This is a genomic window from Rodentibacter haemolyticus, assembly GCF_015356115.1.
Lineage (GTDB): Bacteria > Pseudomonadota > Gammaproteobacteria > Enterobacterales > Pasteurellaceae > Rodentibacter > Rodentibacter haemolyticus.
Map to the genome: position 1 here is coordinate 1,395,089 of NZ_CP063056.1, position 20,697 is coordinate 1,415,785.

6 protein-coding genes are annotated in these 20,697 nt (G+C 41.0%); all 6 read left to right on the forward strand.

Annotation, left to right across the window (positions count from 1 at the left end):
* The first annotated feature begins 37 nt into the window (after nt 1-37).
* The 6 genes from nudE to IHV77_RS06700 all read left to right on the forward strand — a co-directional run bounded on the left by nudE (nt 38) and on the right by IHV77_RS06700 (nt 20,532).
* Nucleotides 38-607 (forward strand): ADP compounds hydrolase NudE, encoded by a 570-nt coding sequence (gene nudE / locus IHV77_RS06675; protein WP_194811227.1) that lies wholly within the window; start codon nt 38-40, stop codon nt 605-607.
* A 136-nt stretch (nt 608-743) separates the two neighbouring features.
* Nucleotides 744-2,732 carry an OPT family oligopeptide transporter gene (locus IHV77_RS06680; protein ID WP_194811228.1) on the forward strand — a complete coding sequence of 663 codons (1,989 nt, stop codon included), beginning with the start codon at nt 744-746 and terminating at the stop codon, nt 2,730-2,732.
* A 676-nt stretch (nt 2,733-3,408) separates the two neighbouring features.
* Nucleotides 3,409-5,073, forward strand: a complete 1,665-nt coding sequence (locus IHV77_RS06685) for a transferrin-binding protein-like solute binding protein (RefSeq protein WP_194811229.1) — start codon at nt 3,409-3,411, stop codon at nt 5,071-5,073.
* A 71-nt stretch (nt 5,074-5,144) separates the two neighbouring features.
* Entirely contained in the window at nt 5,145-6,617 is a 1,473-nt protein-coding gene (locus tag IHV77_RS06690; RefSeq protein ID WP_194811230.1) for a porin family protein, read from the forward strand.
* Nucleotides 6,618-6,937: 320 nt separating this feature from the next.
* Nucleotides 6,938-8,692 carry a ShlB/FhaC/HecB family hemolysin secretion/activation protein gene (locus tag IHV77_RS06695; RefSeq protein ID WP_194811231.1) on the forward strand — a complete coding sequence of 585 codons (1,755 nt, stop codon included), beginning with the start codon at nt 6,938-6,940 and terminating at the stop codon, nt 8,690-8,692.
* Between the two features lie 56 nt (nt 8,693-8,748).
* Nucleotides 8,749-20,532 carry a two-partner secretion domain-containing protein gene (locus IHV77_RS06700; protein WP_194811232.1) on the forward strand — a complete coding sequence of 3,928 codons (11,784 nt, stop codon included), beginning with the start codon at nt 8,749-8,751 and terminating at the stop codon, nt 20,530-20,532.
* The last annotated feature ends 165 nt before the right edge of the window (nt 20,533-20,697 follow it).

Consider the following 20,697-nt stretch of genomic DNA (forward strand, 5'->3'; position numbering starts at 1 on the left):
AGTTTACGCCCATAATATCACAAAATAAGGAAAGCCTATGTCATCCAATGTTCAAAAAGCCTTACCCAGAATTTTATCTCAGCATACGGTGGCAAAATCACGCTTATTTGAAATTCAATCGGTGGAGTTAACATTTTCCAATGGTGAACAGCGTATTTATGAACGCTTTAAACCGAGCATTCGTCAAGGCGTAATAATGATCCCGATCGACGGTGAAGATTTGTTGATGGTGAGAGAATATGCGGTGGGTACGGAGCGGTATGAACTCGGTTTTCCAAAAGGTGGAATAGATGAAGGGGAAACACCGGAAGAAGCGGCAAATCGTGAATTGAAAGAAGAAATCGGTTTGGGTTCAAAAAAGATCCATTTTTTACGCACAGTAATCACTAACCCAAGTTATATGCGTAGTATTATGCATATTGTTATTGCTGAAGATTTTTACCCTTGTAAACTTGAAGGTGATGAGCCTGAGCCCTTGGAAATAGTACGTTTCCCATTAACAAGATTAGATGAGTTGCTTGCCGATCCTCATTTTAATGAAGCTCGAAATTTGACCGCACTTTATGCGTTAAGGGATTATTTAAACAATCGAGTATCTGTTAGTTAATGATTTTCAGTAAACCAGTGATTTATTGAATATTTTCTAAAATACTTTAACTAAATCAAAAAAACCTTAAACAATTCTTGAATTTTTCATTATTTTTTGCCAAGGTGAGTACCTTTATTTAACCTAGGAAAAAATTATGCCTCATTCAAATTTAAAAGAACTCACGTTTCGTGGGATTATTCTCGGGGCGTTAATTACGGTGATTTTTACCGCCTCTAACGTCTATTTAGGTTTAAAAGTCGGTATGACTTTTGCTTCCTCCATTCCTGCCGCCGTCATTTCTATGGCTGTGCTGAAATTTTTTAAAGATTCCGGCATTTTGGAAAATAATATGGTACAAACCCAAGCTTCTGCAGCAGGGACGCTTTCTTCCGTTATTTTCGTTTTGCCCGGTTTATTAATGATGGGTTATTGGAATGATTTCCCATTCTGGCAAACAATGCTGATTTGTGCCTCCGGCGGTACGTTGGGGGTGCTGTTTACCATTCCACTGCGCCGTGCGATGGTGGTAAATAGCGATTTGCCTTATCCTGAAGGTGTTGCGGCGGCTGAAATTCTAAAAGCCGGCAATCATGAAGAAGGCGATAGCGGCGTTAAAGATATTGCTTATGGCGGCGTGTTAGCCGGTTTAGTGGCATTTTTAACAAATGGTTTACGGGTTATCGCAGACGGCGCAAGCGCATGGATTCAAACAACTAAAGTGGCGTTCCAATTGCCGATGGGGTTCTCATTGGCATTGCTTGGCGCAGGGTACCTTGTCGGTATTGTAGGCGGTATCGCAATATTAGTCGGTATAATGTTGACTTGGGGTGTTGCCGTGCCGTTTTTTATGGTATCAAGCGATGTACCGGCAGATATGAGCTTGATTGATTTCGCCATGAATATCTGGAAAACGAAAGTGCGCTTTATCGGTGTCGGAACGATTGGGATTGCTGCGATTTGGACACTGTTGGTGTTAATGAAACCAATGGTGGAAGGAATGTTGCATTCATTCCGTATGTTAAAAGGAGAACGTGCGGAATCCGAACATCGTATTGATATCGATCTTTCTCCGAAAACGATGATTTATATTTTAATCGCAACGGTCGTATTAATTGTGATTTCTTTACATCACTTTATTGCCGGCGCACCGATTTCACCTGAACTTTCTATTTTATTAGTGGTAGTTTGTACATTCTTAGCCGTATTTATCGGTTTCTTTGTTGCTGCGGCATCCGGTTATATGGCAGGTTTAGTCGGTTCTTCATCCAGTCCGATTTCGGGGATCGGAATTATCTCTGTGATCGTCATTTCCCTTGTATTGCTCTCTATTGGTAATGCCTCCGGTTTGTTTGAAAGCGTGGATGGACAGAAATTTTTGACCGCACTTACGCTCTTTACCGCATCCATCGTACTCACAACGGCGACCATTTCTAACGATAACTTACAAGATTTGAAAACCGGCTTGCTGGTTGAAGCAACCCCATGGCGTCAACAAGTCGCCTTGATTATCGGCTGCTTTGTAGGTGCGCTTGTGATTGCACCGGTATTGGAAATTTTATATCACGCTTACGGTTTTAGTGGTGCGTTACCTCGTCCGGATATGGATCCGAGCCAAGTGCTTTCAGCTCCTCAAGCCACTATTATGACAACTATTTCACAAGGTATCTTCACCAATCAATTGGAATGGACCTATATTTTAACCGGCGTAGGGCTAGGGGCCGGATTGATCGTGATTGATGCCTTCTTGAAAAAAGTAAGCCGTAATGTTTTTGCATTACCGATATTGGCTGTGGGGATCGGTATTTATTTACCACCCGCTATTAATATGCCGTTGGTTATAGGTGCATTCTTAGCGTGGTTTATCAATCGACATATTGCTAAACAAGGCGATAAAGCCGTTTCCGCTAAAGCGGAGCGTTTCGGCACGTTATTTTCCGCAGGATTAATTGTGGGTGAAAGTTTAATGGGAGTAATTTTGGCTTTCATTATTGCCGCTTCGGTAACTTCCGGCGGTTCTGAAGCTCCGCTTGCACTTAATCTTGAGAACTGGGATACCATCGGCGAAGTATTAGGTCTGAGCGTGTTTATCATCGGTATCGTAATTTTTGCATTTCGTGTATTACGCGCGAAAAAATCTGATTAATCAGTGATGTTATGCAATCCTAAACTTTAAACTTTCAGTATTACATTTCTTACTACTTATATTTAGCCTGGGTTTAGGTTAAATCTCAGCAAAAAATCCACCTTCAGTGAAGGTGGATTTTTTGCTATCGCTCCCAATAGAGTCGTTATAAGTAAGCCTTACTCAAGGTGTCTATATCACGTTTTTTTCATCATACTTAAATTTATTTATAAGGTTTATCCATATCATATTCCTTTAGTTTAAAAAAAGACAATTTTAAACAGGTAGTTTTTCTTTTATATAAGGTTTTTATATAAAAAGTTAAAAAATCCCAAAGAGTATACTCTTTGTTGTTATCTCTTTACAGAGATAACAACACCCTTTGCTAAACTTTTTTTAAGGAATATCTGAGGGTGAGGAAATGGTATTAAAACTTCGTAATTTCAATGAGTTAATGGCTATTCCTAGCTTTGGGTAACGGGATCTATTTGATCGTATTTCGATCGGGTGGGGTGACTGTGATCTAGAGTAATAAGGTTTAACGTCGTTTGAGTTAACGAATCTTTAATATCAAGAAAGATTAAGAGAAATATGGATTTTTCTTTTTCTAAAATAAGAATACGTGCTTTACTTTCAATTATTTACATCACAGTGAGCACAGTTTTTAATTAACTATGATTTAATATAGGTACCTTATATGAACAATTTAATTAAATTTAGCTTAACTCTTGTTGCTGCAGGTATTTTAGCTGCTTGTAGTTCATCAGGCGGTTCAAGCAATGCAGAAGCAGAGAAAGCTGCACAACAGCAAGCGGAAGCTGCAAAAAAAGCAGAAGCGGAAAAAGCTGCGGCAGAAAAAGCTGCTGCAGAAGCTCAAGCAAAAAAAGATAATGCAGTTGTTAACCGCGGTGGTAAATTTGTAAATAAAAATGGTTCAGACCTTATTTTAGATAACGATGCTAAAGGTGAACATTTGGATCGTTTGTCTAACACAGCTGAAATGACCGTTCCATTCGAAACTTATAGTGATGGTAGTGCTTCTGCTTCAGCCCGTTTAGATACGGTTGTGGTTGGTACACCTAATCCGAATCAAAAATCTTCAAAATTAGGTTATGTTGAGGATTTTGATTTTGTAGGCAATACGGCAAACAACGGTGAAACCACTTTATCAACAATCTATCTTGTAAATGAAAACGATACGACCGATGCATCTAAAACTACAGTCGGTGGAACTGCTCGTGCTAAAACTGAAACCAAAACAGCAACTGCGGGAACAGAAGCCGGTAAAGCGTTTGTTTATGATAACCAAGACCGTGTAGATTATACCAACCACGGAACAACCGGTGGACGCAGTGATGTTGTATTAAAAGACTCTGTAGCCGAAGTTTATGGACACCGTACTTTCGCTCAAGATTATACGACAAATACCGAAAATGGTACTAAATATGGTAACAAAGCAAATCAAAGCAACTTACCTTTAGTTACGGCTAAAACCGACCGTTTAGGTAATACTTATTTTGAAGCTCATCAAGTGAGCACTAAAGATGGTGTGACAACAGTAAGAAACGCATTAGGACACGAAAATACAGGTACAGCGGATAGCTATACCGGAGCGACATTACAACGCGTTCAATACGGTCGTGTTACTTCTTCATTAAATGATTCTGCTTATTTAGAAAATCAAAGACTTTATAAAGACGGTGTTGCACCAAATAGCTTCGTTGTAAATTATGGTGAATACGGTGATAGAGGTACAGAAAATAACTACTTCTATCGTGGTGTACAACCAACAACTAAAGAAGAGTTAGCAAAATTATCCGGTACTTTAACTTACCAAGGTCACGCTGTTGCATTTGGTTTACATAATCCGGCAACAGACGGTGTAACCGGTCCTGTTACTACAACAACTGATGGTGCAGATAACCCGGCTAACGCAATCTCAGCAAAACCTTCTGTGACTACAACGACTCCTGCACCTGAGAATTGGGCATTAAAATCAGGTCACCACGTACAAGCAACAGTTGATTTAGCAACTAAAGCGGTAAGCGGTAGCGTTTATGATGTTTATCAAAAAGCAAATAATGTTGACCGTGTTCAAACTTTAGCAACCTTCAAAGGTGATGTTGCTGCACAAGGTAATATCGCAGGTACTTCTGCTAAAGCATACGGCGATAAATCAACAGGTTCTTTCCAAGCTAACTTATTTGGTCCGCAAGCTCAAGAGTTAGGTGGTTCTATTGTTTCTGATGCGAAAGATGCGAATAAATGGGGTGCAGTATTCGGTGCGGTTAAAACCGGCGGTCCTGCTACATTAGACAATCCATTTGCTGCATCAACAGATAAAAATAAAACTTCTAACTAATTTGGGGTTTTTATTCGTAAACAGTCCACTTTAAGGTGGGCTGTTTTTTTCTATAACATAAGAAGGTCGTTATGAAAAAATATTCCCTCTCCATTGTATTTGGTATGTTATTAACATTGCCTCATTTTAGTTATGCTCAAACCGTTAATATACGAGATGTTGAAAAAACAAAAATTGAAACGGATAAAATTAATACTAAAACGGTTAAAGAAGATCTACTACGACAAGAAACGTTAAGTAGCGATCAAGAATTTAAATTATCTGAAAATGCCAAAGCAGATTTAGTGAAAAATTCAGAACAATTAGAACAAGCGATTGTTCAAGCGCTTATTTATCGTAATACGAAAGCATTACCTGAATTAATTTCAGTATATCGTCAGGTTAGTGATCGAGATGATTCATTAATTGAATGGGCAGATGCTATTCTAGCAATTAATAATGATCTTGACGAATCTATAAAAATTTACCGTAAACTTATTTCGGCTTTTCCTGATAATTCTTTTATTCGTTATCAACTTGCCGAAACTTTATTCTTTAACCAAGAATATGAAGCTTCAAAAGCTCAATTTGAAAAAATTAGAACAACAGTTTCTAATCCTCAAGATGTAGAAGTTATCAATCGCTATATTGATGTGATTAATTCTAAAGAACAATGGAATTTTTCATTCGGAACAACTTTTTTAAATGACCCTAATCTTGCCAATGCTGCTGATGAAGGCACGCAAATGATTTTACAAAATGGCGCGGTGCTTACCTATAATACACCAAAGCAAAAGGGACAGGGTATTTCGGCTTGGTTCGGAGCGGATAAACAATGGGCATTATCTAATGGAAAATATTTAAAGCTTAGCTCGGGAATGAGTGGGAAATATTATTGGGATAATAAACGTTATAATGATTTAGATGCCAATATAGGTCTAGGTTTAGGATATTCAAATGCTAAGTTTAATATTGAATTTATGCCGCGTATTTATAAAAGATGGTATGCAGGTGGATATAATTATGGCAATGCACTTAAGCGTTATTCAACCAATTATGGGGCAAGTTTAACCACCAATTATTGGTTAACACAAAAATTAAAATATACTTTTAGCTATAGTTTTGGTTATGATAAATATGATAGGGAAGTGAATGCTAATCAATATGATGGTCCGGCTCATTATCTTACGAATGCCTTATCTTATTTACCAAGTGCAAAACAATATTGGATGCTTGCATTAGATCTTTCTCATAAAAAGGCTAAAGATCGTAGTAACGCTTATTCCCGTTATGGAACGCGTTTGGTTTGGGGGCAAGAATGGCCGCTAGGAATATCCAGCTCGATTTCTTTAGGTATAGCAAAACGTAACTATAAAGAAGCGAGTTTCCTAGGTAAACAAGAAAATAAAGAATATTCATCCGGCATTTCTTTGTGGCATAAAGAAATTCATTATGCGGGTTTTACACCTAGAGTTACTTGGAATTACACGAAAACCGATAGTAATATTCCATTTTATAGCTATGATAAATCTCAGGTATTTATTGAAGCAAGCAGAACATTTTAAGTTTTAATATATAAAACAAGCGTTTCCTAAGTAAATTTAAATAGGAAACGCTTGTTTTTTTGTATCTATTATTTTTATCATAATCAAACATATTTATAGAATGAATCAATCATTCTCTTTGAACTATTTAAGGATGTAAATAAATTACAAATCGGTAATTGATATCATTATGGGAAGCTGGTAGAACATCACATATCTTGAAAAGATAGCGGTATAAATATAACAAAAACAACCTGTTATTTATCTATTTCTCATTTGATATGCCACAAATAATCATATAGAATCCGAACTCATTGATTAAGTGAACCGAATATAAAATTATGGGCTTTCAACAAAAATTCCTTAGCATACTGTTTTCCGTTGTCTCAATTACCGTTTGGGCGAATCAGCCTCCGAGTTTATCAGAATTAAACCGACTTGATGCGAGCCAGCAACAGAGGCAACAGCAGTATCAACAATCGAAAGATCAACAATTACAGCGGCAGACCGATATTCGATTAGATAATGATGTTAAAGAACCCTTCTCATTTTTAAAACAAGAATCACCTTGTTACCCTATTTCCCAAATCTCTTTGAGCGATTACGGCTCAACATCATCAACAAGCCGATTTCAATGGGCATTAGATAAAGCTTCGAATGACTTAAAATTGACCTTACCTCACTGTTTTGGTGGTGAGGGATTAGGTATTTTAATGAAGCAAGTTCAAAACAATATTATTGAGAAAGGTTATGTGACAACGCGAGTCGTTACAGAGGAACAGGATTTGCGTGACGGTAAGCTAAATTTAACCGTAATTTTAGGTAAAGTGCGTAATACGATTGTTGCTGATAGTAGCATTGTTATCTCACCATTTACCAAACTTCGTGCTTTGACAGGTTTTACCTTTGGAAAAGGTGATCTTTTAAATGTGCGTGATATTGAACAGACTCTTGAAAATCTAAAACGTGTGCCTACGGTAGATGCTAATATTGAAATTTTACCAAGTGAAGATGATTTTGCTTCAGTCGGTGAAAGTGATCTAAAAATCAGTTATACACAACAATTTCCTTTTCGATTGAATTTAGGGCTGGATGATGCGGGCTCTACCTCAACAGGAAAGTTTCAAGCCGGCGGTACGTTATCCATTGATAATATTTTTTCAGCGAATGATCTTTTCTATACTTCTTTCACTCATAGTTTAAAAACAAATAATGATGATAAAGGCAGTCGAGCCAGTAAAAATCTCACTTTCTATTATTCCGTTCCGTTCGGTTATTGGACGTTATCCGCTTCACAAATATATAACCGCTATCATCAAGCTGTTTTTGGTGCCTTTGATAATATTTATATGTATTCAGGTAAAAGCAATACGACTAAAGCAACGCTTTCCTATTTACTTTATCGGGATAGTAAACGTAAAACGTCAGTATCAGGGGGTTTTTGGTCCCGCCAATCAAGAAACTATGTCGATGGTGGCGAAGTTGATGTACAAAAACGCCGTATGGCCGGTTGGGAAGCCGGCTTCTCTCATAAAGAATATATAGGGGAGGCAACCCTTGAATTATCCGCAAACTATAAGCGAGGAACAGGTGCAAGGAGGGCATTATCCGCACCGGAAGAACTTTGGAACGAAGGAACATCACGCCCACGTATTATCACTGCATCAATTAATTTCACCCGGCCTTTTATGCTGGGGAAACAGCCGTGGCAATTTAATACAAGCTGGAACGCTCAATGGAATAAAACGCCGCTTATTCCACAAGATAGATTTAGTATCGGTGGGCGTTATACCGTACGTGGATTTGATGGAGAATTAACTCTTTCGGGCGAACGTGGTTGGCTATGGCGAAATGAATTGGCTTGGAATGTGAATTCGCTTAGTCATCAACTCTATACCGCCTTAGATGGTGGTCGAGTGATGGGGCGATCTGCTCAAGAACGGTTAGGACATCATTTAATGGGAGCGGCGTTAGGTTTGCGTGGTAATATTCACAACTTATCTTATGATGTTTTTATCGGCACACCTATCAGTAAACCGAATGGATTTAAAACATCCCATACCGTTGCCGGCTTTAGTTTAAATTACGCTTTTTAGTATCGGACAAACGTCCTTACTTGTTAACAATAGTAATAAATAAAATAGGATTAAATATGAATAAACAATGCTTCCGTGTCATTTTCAGTAAAACTTTACAACGTTTAGTAGTGGTATCAGAACTTGCTAAATCGGAAGGTAAATCTACCGAACAAACCTCACTTGGTTTTCCGCAAATCTTTGCCAAAATTCGACCTCTTACTTTTAGCCTGTTTTGTGCCTTAGGCTTTGTGGCATTTTCTGAGAATGTGCTTGCGGAAACCTTGATTATTCAAGCGGATAAAAGCGCACCGAAAAACCAACAACCCATTGTGTTGCAAACTGCCAACGGTTTACCGCAAGTTAATATTCAAACCCCGAATGATAAAGGGCTGTCTCATAATAAATACAACCATTTTAATGTGGATACCAAAGGCGCAATTCTAAACAATAGCCGCACCAATACCCAAACACAACAAGGTGGCTGGATACAAGGCAACCCTTATCTTGCTCGTGGTGAAGCCAAGGTGATCTTAAATGAAGTCACTTCCAATAATCCGAGTCAGTTGAAAGGCTATCTGGAAGTAGCGGGTAAAAAAGCGGATGTGATTATCGCCAATCCTAACGGTATTTATTGTGAAGGTTGCGGCGTAATTAATTCTGACCGCACTACCTTTACTACGGGGAAACCACAAATTCAAAATGGTAACCTTGAAAGTTTTGTGGTGGAAAAAGGCAAAGTTAAAGTTTCAGGTAAAGGATTGGATAACAGTCGTGTAGATTATACGGAAATTCTGGCAAGAGAGACGGAAGCCAATGCTGGAATCTGGTCGAAGAAAGAAACAAAAGTTATCACAGGTAAGAATACGATTAAGCGCTCAAGCAGCACTGAAGATTTACAAATTATTCATACTTCCCAAACGCTTGCTGAGGAAAATCAACCTAAATTTGCCGTGGATGTCGGTGAATTAGGTGGAATGTACTCGGGAAAAATCCATCTTATCGGTACGGAAAAGGGTGTTGGAGTGCGTAATGCAGGGCATATCGGTGCGAGCGCTGAAACCTTAAAAATTGATAGTCAGGGACGTATTGTAAACACCGGTACGCTTAATGCGAATAAATCCGTTACCCTTACGGCAAGCCAAGATATTGAGAACAAAGGGAAAATAGAGAATAAACAAGGCGATATTCAACTGACGACCCCGGCCAATATTCAAAATGACGGTACTATTGTCGCTCGTGGCGGTAATATTCTGAAAAATGCGGCACAAGATATTACGCAGCAGGGTGAAACCCTTGCACGTGGCGAAGTTATCTACCAAGCGAAAAATGTGAATGCTTCAACCGGCTCATTAATTGCGGCGGATGTTGATGTTCAAGACACGGCAAAGGGCGAAGCACGAACACTCGCAAAAATGTCCGCTCAGGGTAAAAATATCAGGATTAAAGCCTCACAGAAAGCGACTTTACAAGGTAAAAATATCGCATCAGGTAAAATCGATGTAGCTGCTTCAGAAGCCGATTTAGATCATAGTCGCACCTTAGCCCGCTCAATCTCTGTTGATGCTTCTCAAGGTAAAATCCAAGCCAATCAAGCCGAACTTATCGCAGAAAAAGATTTAAAATTAAATACGCCGACATTGCTTGAAACACAGGAAAGTTATCTAAAAGCAGAACGTATTACGACCACTCAACCTTCCCTTAATACAAGAAAAGCTACTTGGGAACAAACCGGCTCAAGTGAGTTGAAGCTTGAAGTCAGGGATAAACTCCAAAATCAAGGCGGTACCTTTAAAAACCAAGGGGATATCACGGTTAAAGCGAAAGGGATGGATAGCCGACAAGGGCGTTTCATTGCCAAGGGTAAACTCCATATTGATACCGCAAAAGAGAAAGTGGATTCCACCTCAGGGGTGATGTTTGCCAATCAAGGGATTCAGATTGCCGCAGGGGAATTACTCAACGATGAAGGTCTGATTCAATCAAATCAAAATATAACGATTAATACTCAGGGGCAAGCTCTCTCGAATCAACACACTTTAACGAAAGAACAAGATAAAGGGATTGTGGCTCTGGGCGAAATTAATATTCAGTCGGCTGATTTATCCAATCAACAAGGCCGTATCGTTAGTGCCGGCAAACAGCATTTAAATACCACCGCAGAGATTAACAACCAACAAGGTTTAATTTATACGCAAGAAGATCTCGATTTAAAAACGACTAACCTGACGAATAATCAAGGTCAAATATATGCCATTAAACAGGCGAAATTGACATTATCCGGCAATTTAAATCAGCAAAGTGCGGTCATTAATGCGGATAAAGTTACGCTCTCAGCCCAAAATATTAAGAGTACGAACAAAAGCCAAATTGTTGCAAATAGCATAACATTAACGGTTGCTCATCAATTAGAAAACTTGAACAGCCTTATTCAAGCGGATACGGATTCTTTAAAGATTTCAAGTCAGGCAGTGGATAATACAAAAGGTGAAATCGGTAGTTTACAAAATAAGGTGGCGATTGATACCCGTCAGCAAAACCTCGCTAATCAGGATGGGGTAATTTATGCCGGCACGGATCTCAATTTAAATTCAGGTATTCTCAATAACAATAATGGTTCGATTGTTGCAAAAAATAACTTGAATGCCACGATTAGCCATCTTTACCAACAAAAAGGCACGGTTAAAGCGGAGCAGTCATTAAATGTTTCAGCAAGTAGTGAGATTGTTTCCACTCAACACAGTCAATTGGCCGGACAGAACATTAACATTATGACAGCCGGGCAATTAGATAATCAACAAGCTGAAATTATTGCCGGAAATAATGCCGTCATTCGTAGTAAACAGTTAGATAATACCCATGCGGCGATTATTGCAGAGCAAGGTAATCTTGATATTGATACGCATAAACAGACATTTGCCAACCGACAAGGTAAGGTCAGTGCCGGGGCGAATCTGACTCTTCAAAGCGGTCAATTAGACAACCAAGCCGGCTTGATCCAAAGCCGTCAGGATATGCTGATTAACACCCATCAGGGCAACTTAAATAACCAAGAAACGAAGGGTCAATCACAATTTACGGATCAGGCACAAAATAAAGGCCTCATTTCATTAGGTAAATTGGTTGTAAACACACAACAATTGTTGAATCAACAAGGCTATGTGTTAAGCCAAGATCATCAAACCATTTTGGCACAAGCTATACAAAATGATTCGGCCGTGCTGTCTTCGCTTAGTTCTCAAAAAGTGGCAGTCGCTCAAGACATCAGCAATAAACAAGGCAGAATAAGTGCCGAATCTGCAACCATTACAGCACAATCTATTGATAGCACATCAGGCTTATTACAAGGCAATTCGTCCCTTAATATCCAACTTTTAGGTGATTTAAATAACCAAGAAGGGCGGATTAAGGCAAATGATAAGGTTGAAATTCAAGCAAACCGCTTAAACAACCAAAAAGGAAATGTGAACGCCATTACAGGTCATTTATTGCTTTCAACGGTGGAAAAACTCAATAACACCTTTGGTTATCTCACTGCTAAACAAAGCATAAATATTCTTGCAAATGGAATAAATAATTATCAGGGTACTGTATATAACGAACAAAGTTTACTTCACCTCAACTTAAAACACCAAGCACTGGAAAACCAACAAGGTAAGGTGATTGGCAAAGAAAATCTACTTATTGAAAGTGGAGTAATCACGAATCACAACGGGGCGATTTATGCAGAGAAACAGGGAAGCCTTCAAGTTATCGGTGCGATAGATAATCAACAAAACGGCAAAATTCATGGTTTAGGTGAAATATCTATTCAGGCGAATCATGTAGATAACCGTGGTGGAGAGGTTCGCACAACAGATCAGCTGACGTTAAATGTCACAACCGGTATCAACAATCAAAAAGTGGGTACAACGGGTTCATTTATTGAAAGTGGCAATGTTTTAAACATAAATACCAATACGCTTGATAATAGTAATACCAAAGCAACATCGGAAAAAATGAGCCAAGGTATTTTAGCGGCAAAATTGAACATTTCCGCTCAATCTATTGATAATCGACAAGGACAACTTCATAGCCACGAGCAGAGCCACTTCGCCGTACAGAAAAACTTAGATAATCGCCAAGGTAAAGTGACGGGAAGCGGAGCGGTTTCAATTGAAGGTGAAAAACTACAGATTGATAACCAAAAGGGACGTTTACAAGCCAAAGACAGCCTGTCAATTGTTGCCGATGAAGTGACGACCAATGGACATATTGAGGCGAACACCGTCCGCATTCAGCAACAACAAGATTTTATTACCGGCAACGCCATTAATGCGAACAGTCATCTTGCGATTACAACGAAAGGCAATCTTATTAATCAACATCATTTGTATGCCGATGAAAGTGTTGTCTTGAAAGCGAATCATATTACTAACAATGTTGATAGCAGAATAAGCAGTGCAAACACTCAAATTACCGCTCAAGGCAATCTCATCAATGAGGGGCTGATTAATAGTGTGAGTCCGACAGACAATGCCCAAACCGTGGTGAAAGCGGGCGGACTTCTACTCAACACGGGTAAGGGGCGTATTTATGGTGATAACATTGCCTTACAGGCGGATAGGATTGAAAACAGGGACAAAGATTACGGCAATGGCGAAATAAAATCTGCCGTTGTTGCTTCCCGTGGTCGTTTGGATATTGCCGCCCGTGAGATTGATAACAATACGGCACATTATTTATCCGACCATCAAGTCGGTGCAACGCTATTTAGTATAGGTGAGATGACCTTTGGGCGTATCTTAAATGCAGAAAATCGTGCCGAGGGCAATGCCGAGGTATTACGCAATAACAGCAGTGTATTGGAATCCGAAGGACATATTCACCTCAACATCAACCGAATCCATAACAATAATACGCACTTTGTGGTGGAGCATGTGAAAACCGGTAATCCGAACAACGATATCACCTTAATAAAAGATAAAACCAAATCAATAAATGCACACTATATTATCCCTAAAGGGGATGGAAAGTTGCCTAGTAAATTCATTAATACATCCGATAAAGAGAAAGGAGAACTTTCAAATAGTCCGTATATTCCAATGAAATTTCTTCGCTGGGCGGGATTTAGCCGTGCTGGGCAACTCGTCTATGAAAGTGATGGTACCAAACCAACCGAATTGAAAGCAGGCGATAAAATCACACCGGATATGGTATTGGCTACCCGTAATCAAATGGACTGTAGAGAATATACAGAGGGTAAAACAAGCTGTAGTTATGCGCCTGCCGGTCAATATGGACCTGATAGCCCTATTTGGGCGCATTTCAATGCTACCGCACCGGCAGAAGCAGCACCTGCATTCCCGTTTGATAAATTAGAAGCTCAACCTTGGTATCGGGAGGAGGACTGGTTTTCATTTGATAGCTCCACGGAAGAAAATGATACCTTTATCCCTCCTAAAGATCCGGGCGGTCCTCCGGTCAAACCGGTGAAAAGGTTTTTTGAAAGTGAAGCTAAATATCAAAAAAGATTGGCTGAATATGAAGCCCAACTTGCCGCTTATCCATTAGCAAAAGAAAAATGGGAGTTTTATCAACAAAATATTGCACCTTATACTCTTTGGGAAGAAAAATACAAGAAAGATATTGAAAAAGTTGATAAAGGTATTTTAGAGCATAACCAAGCACGGATGAATAAATTAGGTCTCCCGTATTATCGTAACTTTTGGGATATTAAATTTACTCATCATCGTGAAGATGAAAGTAAAGTGCTGAAAACCGTACCTGGACAAATTTTAGCCGGTGGCACGTTATATTCGAACAGCCATGACTTTAAGAATGAACGCAGTACGGTCATTTCCGGGCAAGAAATGCGTTTAGCGAGTAACGTGAGTAATAAAAGCGAAGAGGGTTTGCATCGGGTTACGGATACCGGTACAAGTCAATATACCTATAGCCGTTGGCGTGGCGGCTTCAAACGTTATCATCAACGTAAATGGGATGGAGTAAATGACTATACCCGCATCATCGAAACCCCATTTGATATGGATGTTGTACGCCTTGAAGAAAACGTCAGCTACCAAGACAACAAACGTACTGATGATAACATTAAAGCTCGTACCGCACATCAACTGAGCTTAACCGGTGTGGAGCAACATCATAGCAACACCTTATTCGGAATCAATGCACAACCATTGGGGCAGTTGGAAAAGAAAGATAATGCTTTATTTACAGCATTAAACGGTGATAACAGACAGGTTAATCCCCATGAAGCTTCAACCCGTAAGTTAGAACGCATTAGCTTAGCGAATAATATAGAAGTACGAAGTATTCAGCCGAACCTAGCCGTGCCGCAAAATGTACTTTATCGAGTAAACCCTGATCCGAGCAGCAAAGTATTAATCGAAACCGATCCGGATTTCACCAACCGAAAACGTTGGTTAAGCAGTGATTATATGTTCAATGCCTTACGTTATGAGCCGAATCAAATGCAAAAACGTTTGGGTGATGGGTTTTATGAACAGCGATTGGTGCGAGAGCAAATCAACCGTTTAACCGGTAGAAACTTTGTCGGGAATTATCGGGATTTTGACAGCCAGTACCGAGGTTTAATGGATGCGGGGGTGACGTTTGCGCAAAAATTTAATTTACGCCCGGGCATTGCGTTATCGCCAAGCCAGGTGGCACAGCTTACCACGGATATTGTGTGGTTTGAACCGCAATCGGTACGTTTGCCTAATGGCACGGTTGCTCAAGTACTTGCGCCTAAAATTTATGCGTTAGCGAAAAAAGGCGATATCACAGGCAACGGTACGCTCCTTTCCGCCAATAAAATTACTCACACCGGTGGTGAATTTATCAATAGCGGAACGGTGTCAGGACGCGAGTTGGTAAAATTTGACAGTGAAGCGATTCGCAACACAGGTACGTTAAGCGGTGGGGCGATTGTGGGGAATGTTTCGGGTGATGTGGAAAATATCGGCGGCACGATTGAAGCCGACCGAGCGATATTGCTTGACGTTGCCGGTAATTTCACCCACCGAAGCACTTTACATACCACGAATGTGAATGAAAAAGGCTACCGACGCAGGGATACAAGAATCGGGCGGAAAGGTTTGTTACACGTCAAAGGTGAAAACGGCGTATTACAAATCGGGGCGAATAACATTGATATTAGCGGCGCCGATGTGATGAATGACGGCAAAGGACAGACCTATTTATCTGCAAAAAATCAGCTGAATCTGACCGCACTTTCCGTGGGATTTGATGAAAAGATGGGCGGCGGTAATCATTACCGTAATGAAAAGGTGGATGATGTGGTGGTAAGCCGCGTGTCGGGTAAGGGGGATGTGACATTACAGGCGAATACGATTTTTAGTGAAGGCGCTGAGTTAGGGTCAAAAACCCGTTTAACTGCGCTGGCTGAAAATGATTTGGTTTTAGGTACGGCATTACGTTCTCGAGAGTTTGAGGAATATCATAAATATAAAAAACGCAATATTTTAGGCTCCTCAAGTTTAGAGCAAATGCAAACTCAGGAAACAGCAACTCACAAAGGTAGCGTGCTTGCAGGGAACGATGTTTATTTAGCCTCACGCAAAGGCAATATTCATTTAACGGCGGCAGAAGTGGTTGCGTTAAACGATATTAGTGCATTTGCGGCGAAAGATATCCTTTTAGATGCGGCGGTGAATACCGAGACCAACAGTTCACAAGAAATTCGTAAGAAGAGCGGATTGTCCGCTTCGGCAAGTCGGGGGATTGCGTCTGTCGGTTATGCCAAAAATAAATCGGATATGAGAGACAAAAATGCGGCAACGAGTGTTGCGACAACCGCTTTAAATGCCGCATCCGGTAATCTTATCGTCTCTGCCGGTAATGGTGATGTCATTAGTCAGGCAGCCCGACTCAATGCCGGAAAAGATATCATTGTTGATGGCAATAACGTTCAGTTTAATGCCATGACAGAGCATCAGAATAACCAATTCAGTCATCAGGTAAAATCTGCCGGATTTGGGGTAAGTGCGGTTTATAACCCGCTCCAAGTGGCAAAAGATAATTTTGGCGAACAGGCAAATCAAGGCTCTGCGGTCGGGATTATCGGCAAGATTTTAACGGCTGCGGAAGCGATGGGCAAAACCACCAACCAAATGGCAAGCCCGGGTAGCCCTTACCTGAAAGCCCAGAAAAGCACACTGAATAAAAACAGTGAAGCGCACACGGCGGTTGTCGGACAAGTCAATGCCGGCGGTAATTTAACCATTGAAGCAAGAGAAGGTTCAATTCGCACGCAAGGCACTCAGCTTTCGGCAAAAGGTGACGGCAGCTTATGGGCGAAGAAAGACATTGTGTTGGATGTTGCTCGTTCGACCACCACACAAAATAACCGTTCAAGCCGTAAAGGCGTATCATTCGACAGTTCTAAAGGGGCGACTTCAGCGGCAGGCGTATTCAGTGAAAAAGAGCTTGGTGCGGGTGATACGGTTACGGAACAGGCGAGTGTTTTATCCTTTGGTGGCAATAGCAAACTTACTGTACAACAAGGTGATGTGCGTTTGAAAGGCACGCAATTGGTGAGCGAGGGCGACAACCGTATTTCCGCAGGCGGCAACGTGTTATTAAGCACGGCAGAAAAACGGACGGGGCATTCTACTTCTAGTGAAAAACACCGTATCGGAGAAGCGGTGGTGTCGGAAACGGAACGTTTCTCGGGTTACCATCGCCAGCTAGGTAGCGAGAATGCAGAGAGCGTGAGCCACAGCGGCGCAATGGTGGCGAGTTTGAAAGGGAACGTTGAGATAAATGCCGGCAAGGATTTTAACCAAAAGAGCGGTCAAATTTTAGCGAAAAAACGCATCGACATTGAAGCGGAAAACGTCACCTTTGACGTGGCCCACAACACGGGCGAAAGTGCCAGCCATCAGAGTGACTTAAAAATGGGTACTTTTGCCCGAGTGGCTTCGCCTATTATCGACTTAATTCAAGCAGTGGAAAGCGCTGTCGGGAATAAAGAAGCGAACGACCGAGTGAAAGCGGCGCAAGCCTTAGGCGTGGCGGCAAAAGCGTACTCGACTTACGCCAATGCAGCCGCAGGCGGTGCGTTATTACGGGTTGAAGCGGGCACGGGCTACAGCCATAGCCGAGAGAGAGTTGAATCGAAACAGGCAGAAGCACAAGGCAATCAGCTTAATGCACAACATATCCACATTCAATCCCGCCGTGGCGATATTCAAGCGAAGCAAACGGACTTCACCAGCCGAGATGCGGAAGGCAAGCGGTTAGCGGACAGCAGCATACACCTAAACGCAGCGAAAAACCTCGTGCTTGAATCCGGTCAAAGCACGGCAACACAAAAAGGCAGACAACAAAGCAGTGGTGTAGAAGTGGGCGCCGGTGCTGCGATAGGTGCTCAAACGGGTGTTTACGTTTATGTGCAAGGCGGCTTTACCAATGCGAAGCAAGATGAACGACATCTTATTCAAAACAACAGCCATTTAGACAGTGAAAGTATCCGCCTCAAAAGCGGTGGCAACACCACTTTATCGGGAGCGGTTGCCAAAGGGAAAGCGATTCACACCGAGGTGGGCGGCACCTTGAAGATAGAAAGCCGCCAAGATGAACATCACTCGAAAAGCAGCAGTGCAGGCGCAGGCGGACGGATACAGGTGGCACTGGGAACGGCTTGGGGCGGTAGCGGTTACGGCAATGCCTCAAGCGGAAACTCGAGCAGCAAACAGGTGGTCGAGCAATCGGGCTTATTTGCAGAGGAGGGCGGTTATCATATTAATGCGAACCACGTAGCGCTTAAGGGTGGTGCGATTGCAAGTACTAATCCGAACAATAGTGAACTGAGAACCAACAGCCTGACGTTTAGTGATATCAAAAACGAAAGCCAAAGCCGAGCGGTAAGCGGCAGCATCAGTGCTTCAGCCAACCTCAATAAATTAGGTGGCGTGGAAGCCAAAACCGATGAGGAAGCCAAACAACAGGCAAAAATCGCTAAACTGACCGGTACGCCACAGAGCAACGGCATTAACCCGACTATCCCCTTATATGCAAGCGAAAGCGACAGCAGTGTGACCAAAGCGACCTTAACGGAAGGCAAGATTATCTTAAATAAAGACAGCCAACCGACCGAAACCACCGCGAAGGCATTGGGGATAAACACCGAGCTCAGTCAAGCCAACGAACAGACCAAAAACACCTTTGACGTCAAACAGAAGCTCAAAGAGCAACAGGTGATTGGCAATACGATAGGGGAAATCGGCGCAGCGGCTCAAGCTTATACGGAAAATAAAGCGAAGGCACTGAACGAAGAAGCTGAGGAACTTACGAAAGCAGGAAAACTCGCAGAGGCAACACAGAAAAAACAAGAAGCGGAGAAATGGCAGACTTCGGGGGAACATAAACGCAAAGTGGAGGCGGTAACGACCGCACTTAGTCTTGCACTGGCAGGGAAACCGACCGAAGCCATTGCGGTAGGTGCGGCATCTCCTTATGTAAACCAAGCGATAAAAACACTTACGGAACAAAGCGAAACAGCGAATATTGCGGCGCATGTATTATGGGGAGCGATAGAAGCAGAGCTTTCGGGCGGCAAAGCGAGCACAGGCGCTATCTCGGCAGGAGTTGCTGAACTTGGCGCGAGAATATTAACCCAAGGCATTTACCAAAAAGAGCCGAGCGAACTCAACCTTGAGGAAAAAGAGCAGGTGCTTGAACTCAGCAAAGCGTTAGCGGGTGTTGCAGCAGCGGCAACCACAAAAGGTAACACAGCGGAAACCTTAAATGCAGTCAGCATAGGTTCAACGATAGCGAAGAATGCGGTGGAGAATAACTTCCTTAGCGATGCTTCGAGAAAACGTCTTGATCAATTAAGGGATAAAGCCTTAACACAAGGCATTGATAGTCTTTCAGAAAAAGAAAAGCGTGAGTTCATTCATCTCACCCAATCTGATCAAATGAGTGATGGGTTATTGGATGTGGTTAAAAAAGGAGGGAAATTATCTGAATTTGACCGGCAAGCATTAAAAAATTATATCAATCGTTATGTGACAGAAACGATGACAGGTAATACCGCAAGGGGGGTAAAACTCGCTCGAACAATGACTAAAGATAACGCCACAGAACAATTTGAGAAGCATTATCTGAAAGGTAATTATCAAAAAGATTATTCTTATCCTTATGCGGGGACGAATTTGATGAAAGAGCAATATGTCTCTAATTTGTCTGCTGAGTATAGGAATGTTTTAGGTTGGCGTAATGAAAATAAATCGAGATTAGAAGATCTCTATTACTCGGTGAGTAAAGATCTCAATGTCGTAGATGTGCATAATAACTCATTCCACGGAAAGCTAAGTCAATCTGTAATGGATGGCTTAACATTAGCAGGAGGCGTTGGTGTCGCAAGTGCCTCAGTATTAAGTAAAGCCCCAATCATCGGTAAAACCTTAGCGAATGCAGCGGAGAAATATCCCCTTACTTCCGATATTGCAGTCACCGCAGTTGCTAATACGGGTTATCAACTTTCTAAAAATGACAAGTATGATCCTTACAACCTGCTACAAGCTGAGCTTTCTACAGTACTTACGAGGGGCAGACCATTAGCCCAACAAGTGAGTATTAATACGGGTATAAGCACATTAGGAACAACAGATCCTAATGACTATGGCTGGAATGTGGCAGGAGCTGTATCTGGGACATCAGCATCAGCCATAATGTCAAAAGCTTTGTCCAAAATGAATCTTGGTAAATACAATATTATTATTAGCCCTTTACTTTCTGGTTATTCTAATGAATATTTTGGAGATAAAGAGAATTTAAAAGGAAAAATTAATAAATTTAATGAGGTGAAATATGACTTCATTAAAGATAAATAAATTTTTTCTATGGTGCGTAGTTTTTTTTATTGGTGTATTTATCACTCTTTTGTTAAGAGATTTATTAATAACTATATATATATATATAAAATATAATCATATATATATTGATTTTGAATTTAAAAATGCTTTTAAAGCTACTTTAATTTTTTGTATTCCAATATG

What these genes read in the sequence shown, in the direction of transcription:
- nudE (WP_194811227.1), top strand. Translation starts at nt 38, where the DNA reads ATGTCATCCAATGTTCAAAAAGCCTTACCCAGAATTTTATCTCAGCAT.
- IHV77_RS06680 (WP_194811228.1), top strand. Translation starts at nt 744, where the DNA reads ATGCCTCATTCAAATTTAAAAGAACTCACGTTTCGTGGGATTATTCTC.
- IHV77_RS06685 (WP_194811229.1), top strand. Translation starts at nt 3,409, where the DNA reads ATGAACAATTTAATTAAATTTAGCTTAACTCTTGTTGCTGCAGGTATT.
- IHV77_RS06690 (WP_194811230.1), top strand. Translation starts at nt 5,145, where the DNA reads ATGAAAAAATATTCCCTCTCCATTGTATTTGGTATGTTATTAACATTG.
- IHV77_RS06695 (WP_194811231.1), top strand. Translation starts at nt 6,938, where the DNA reads ATGGGCTTTCAACAAAAATTCCTTAGCATACTGTTTTCCGTTGTCTCA.
- IHV77_RS06700 (WP_194811232.1), top strand. Translation starts at nt 8,749, where the DNA reads ATGAATAAACAATGCTTCCGTGTCATTTTCAGTAAAACTTTACAACGT.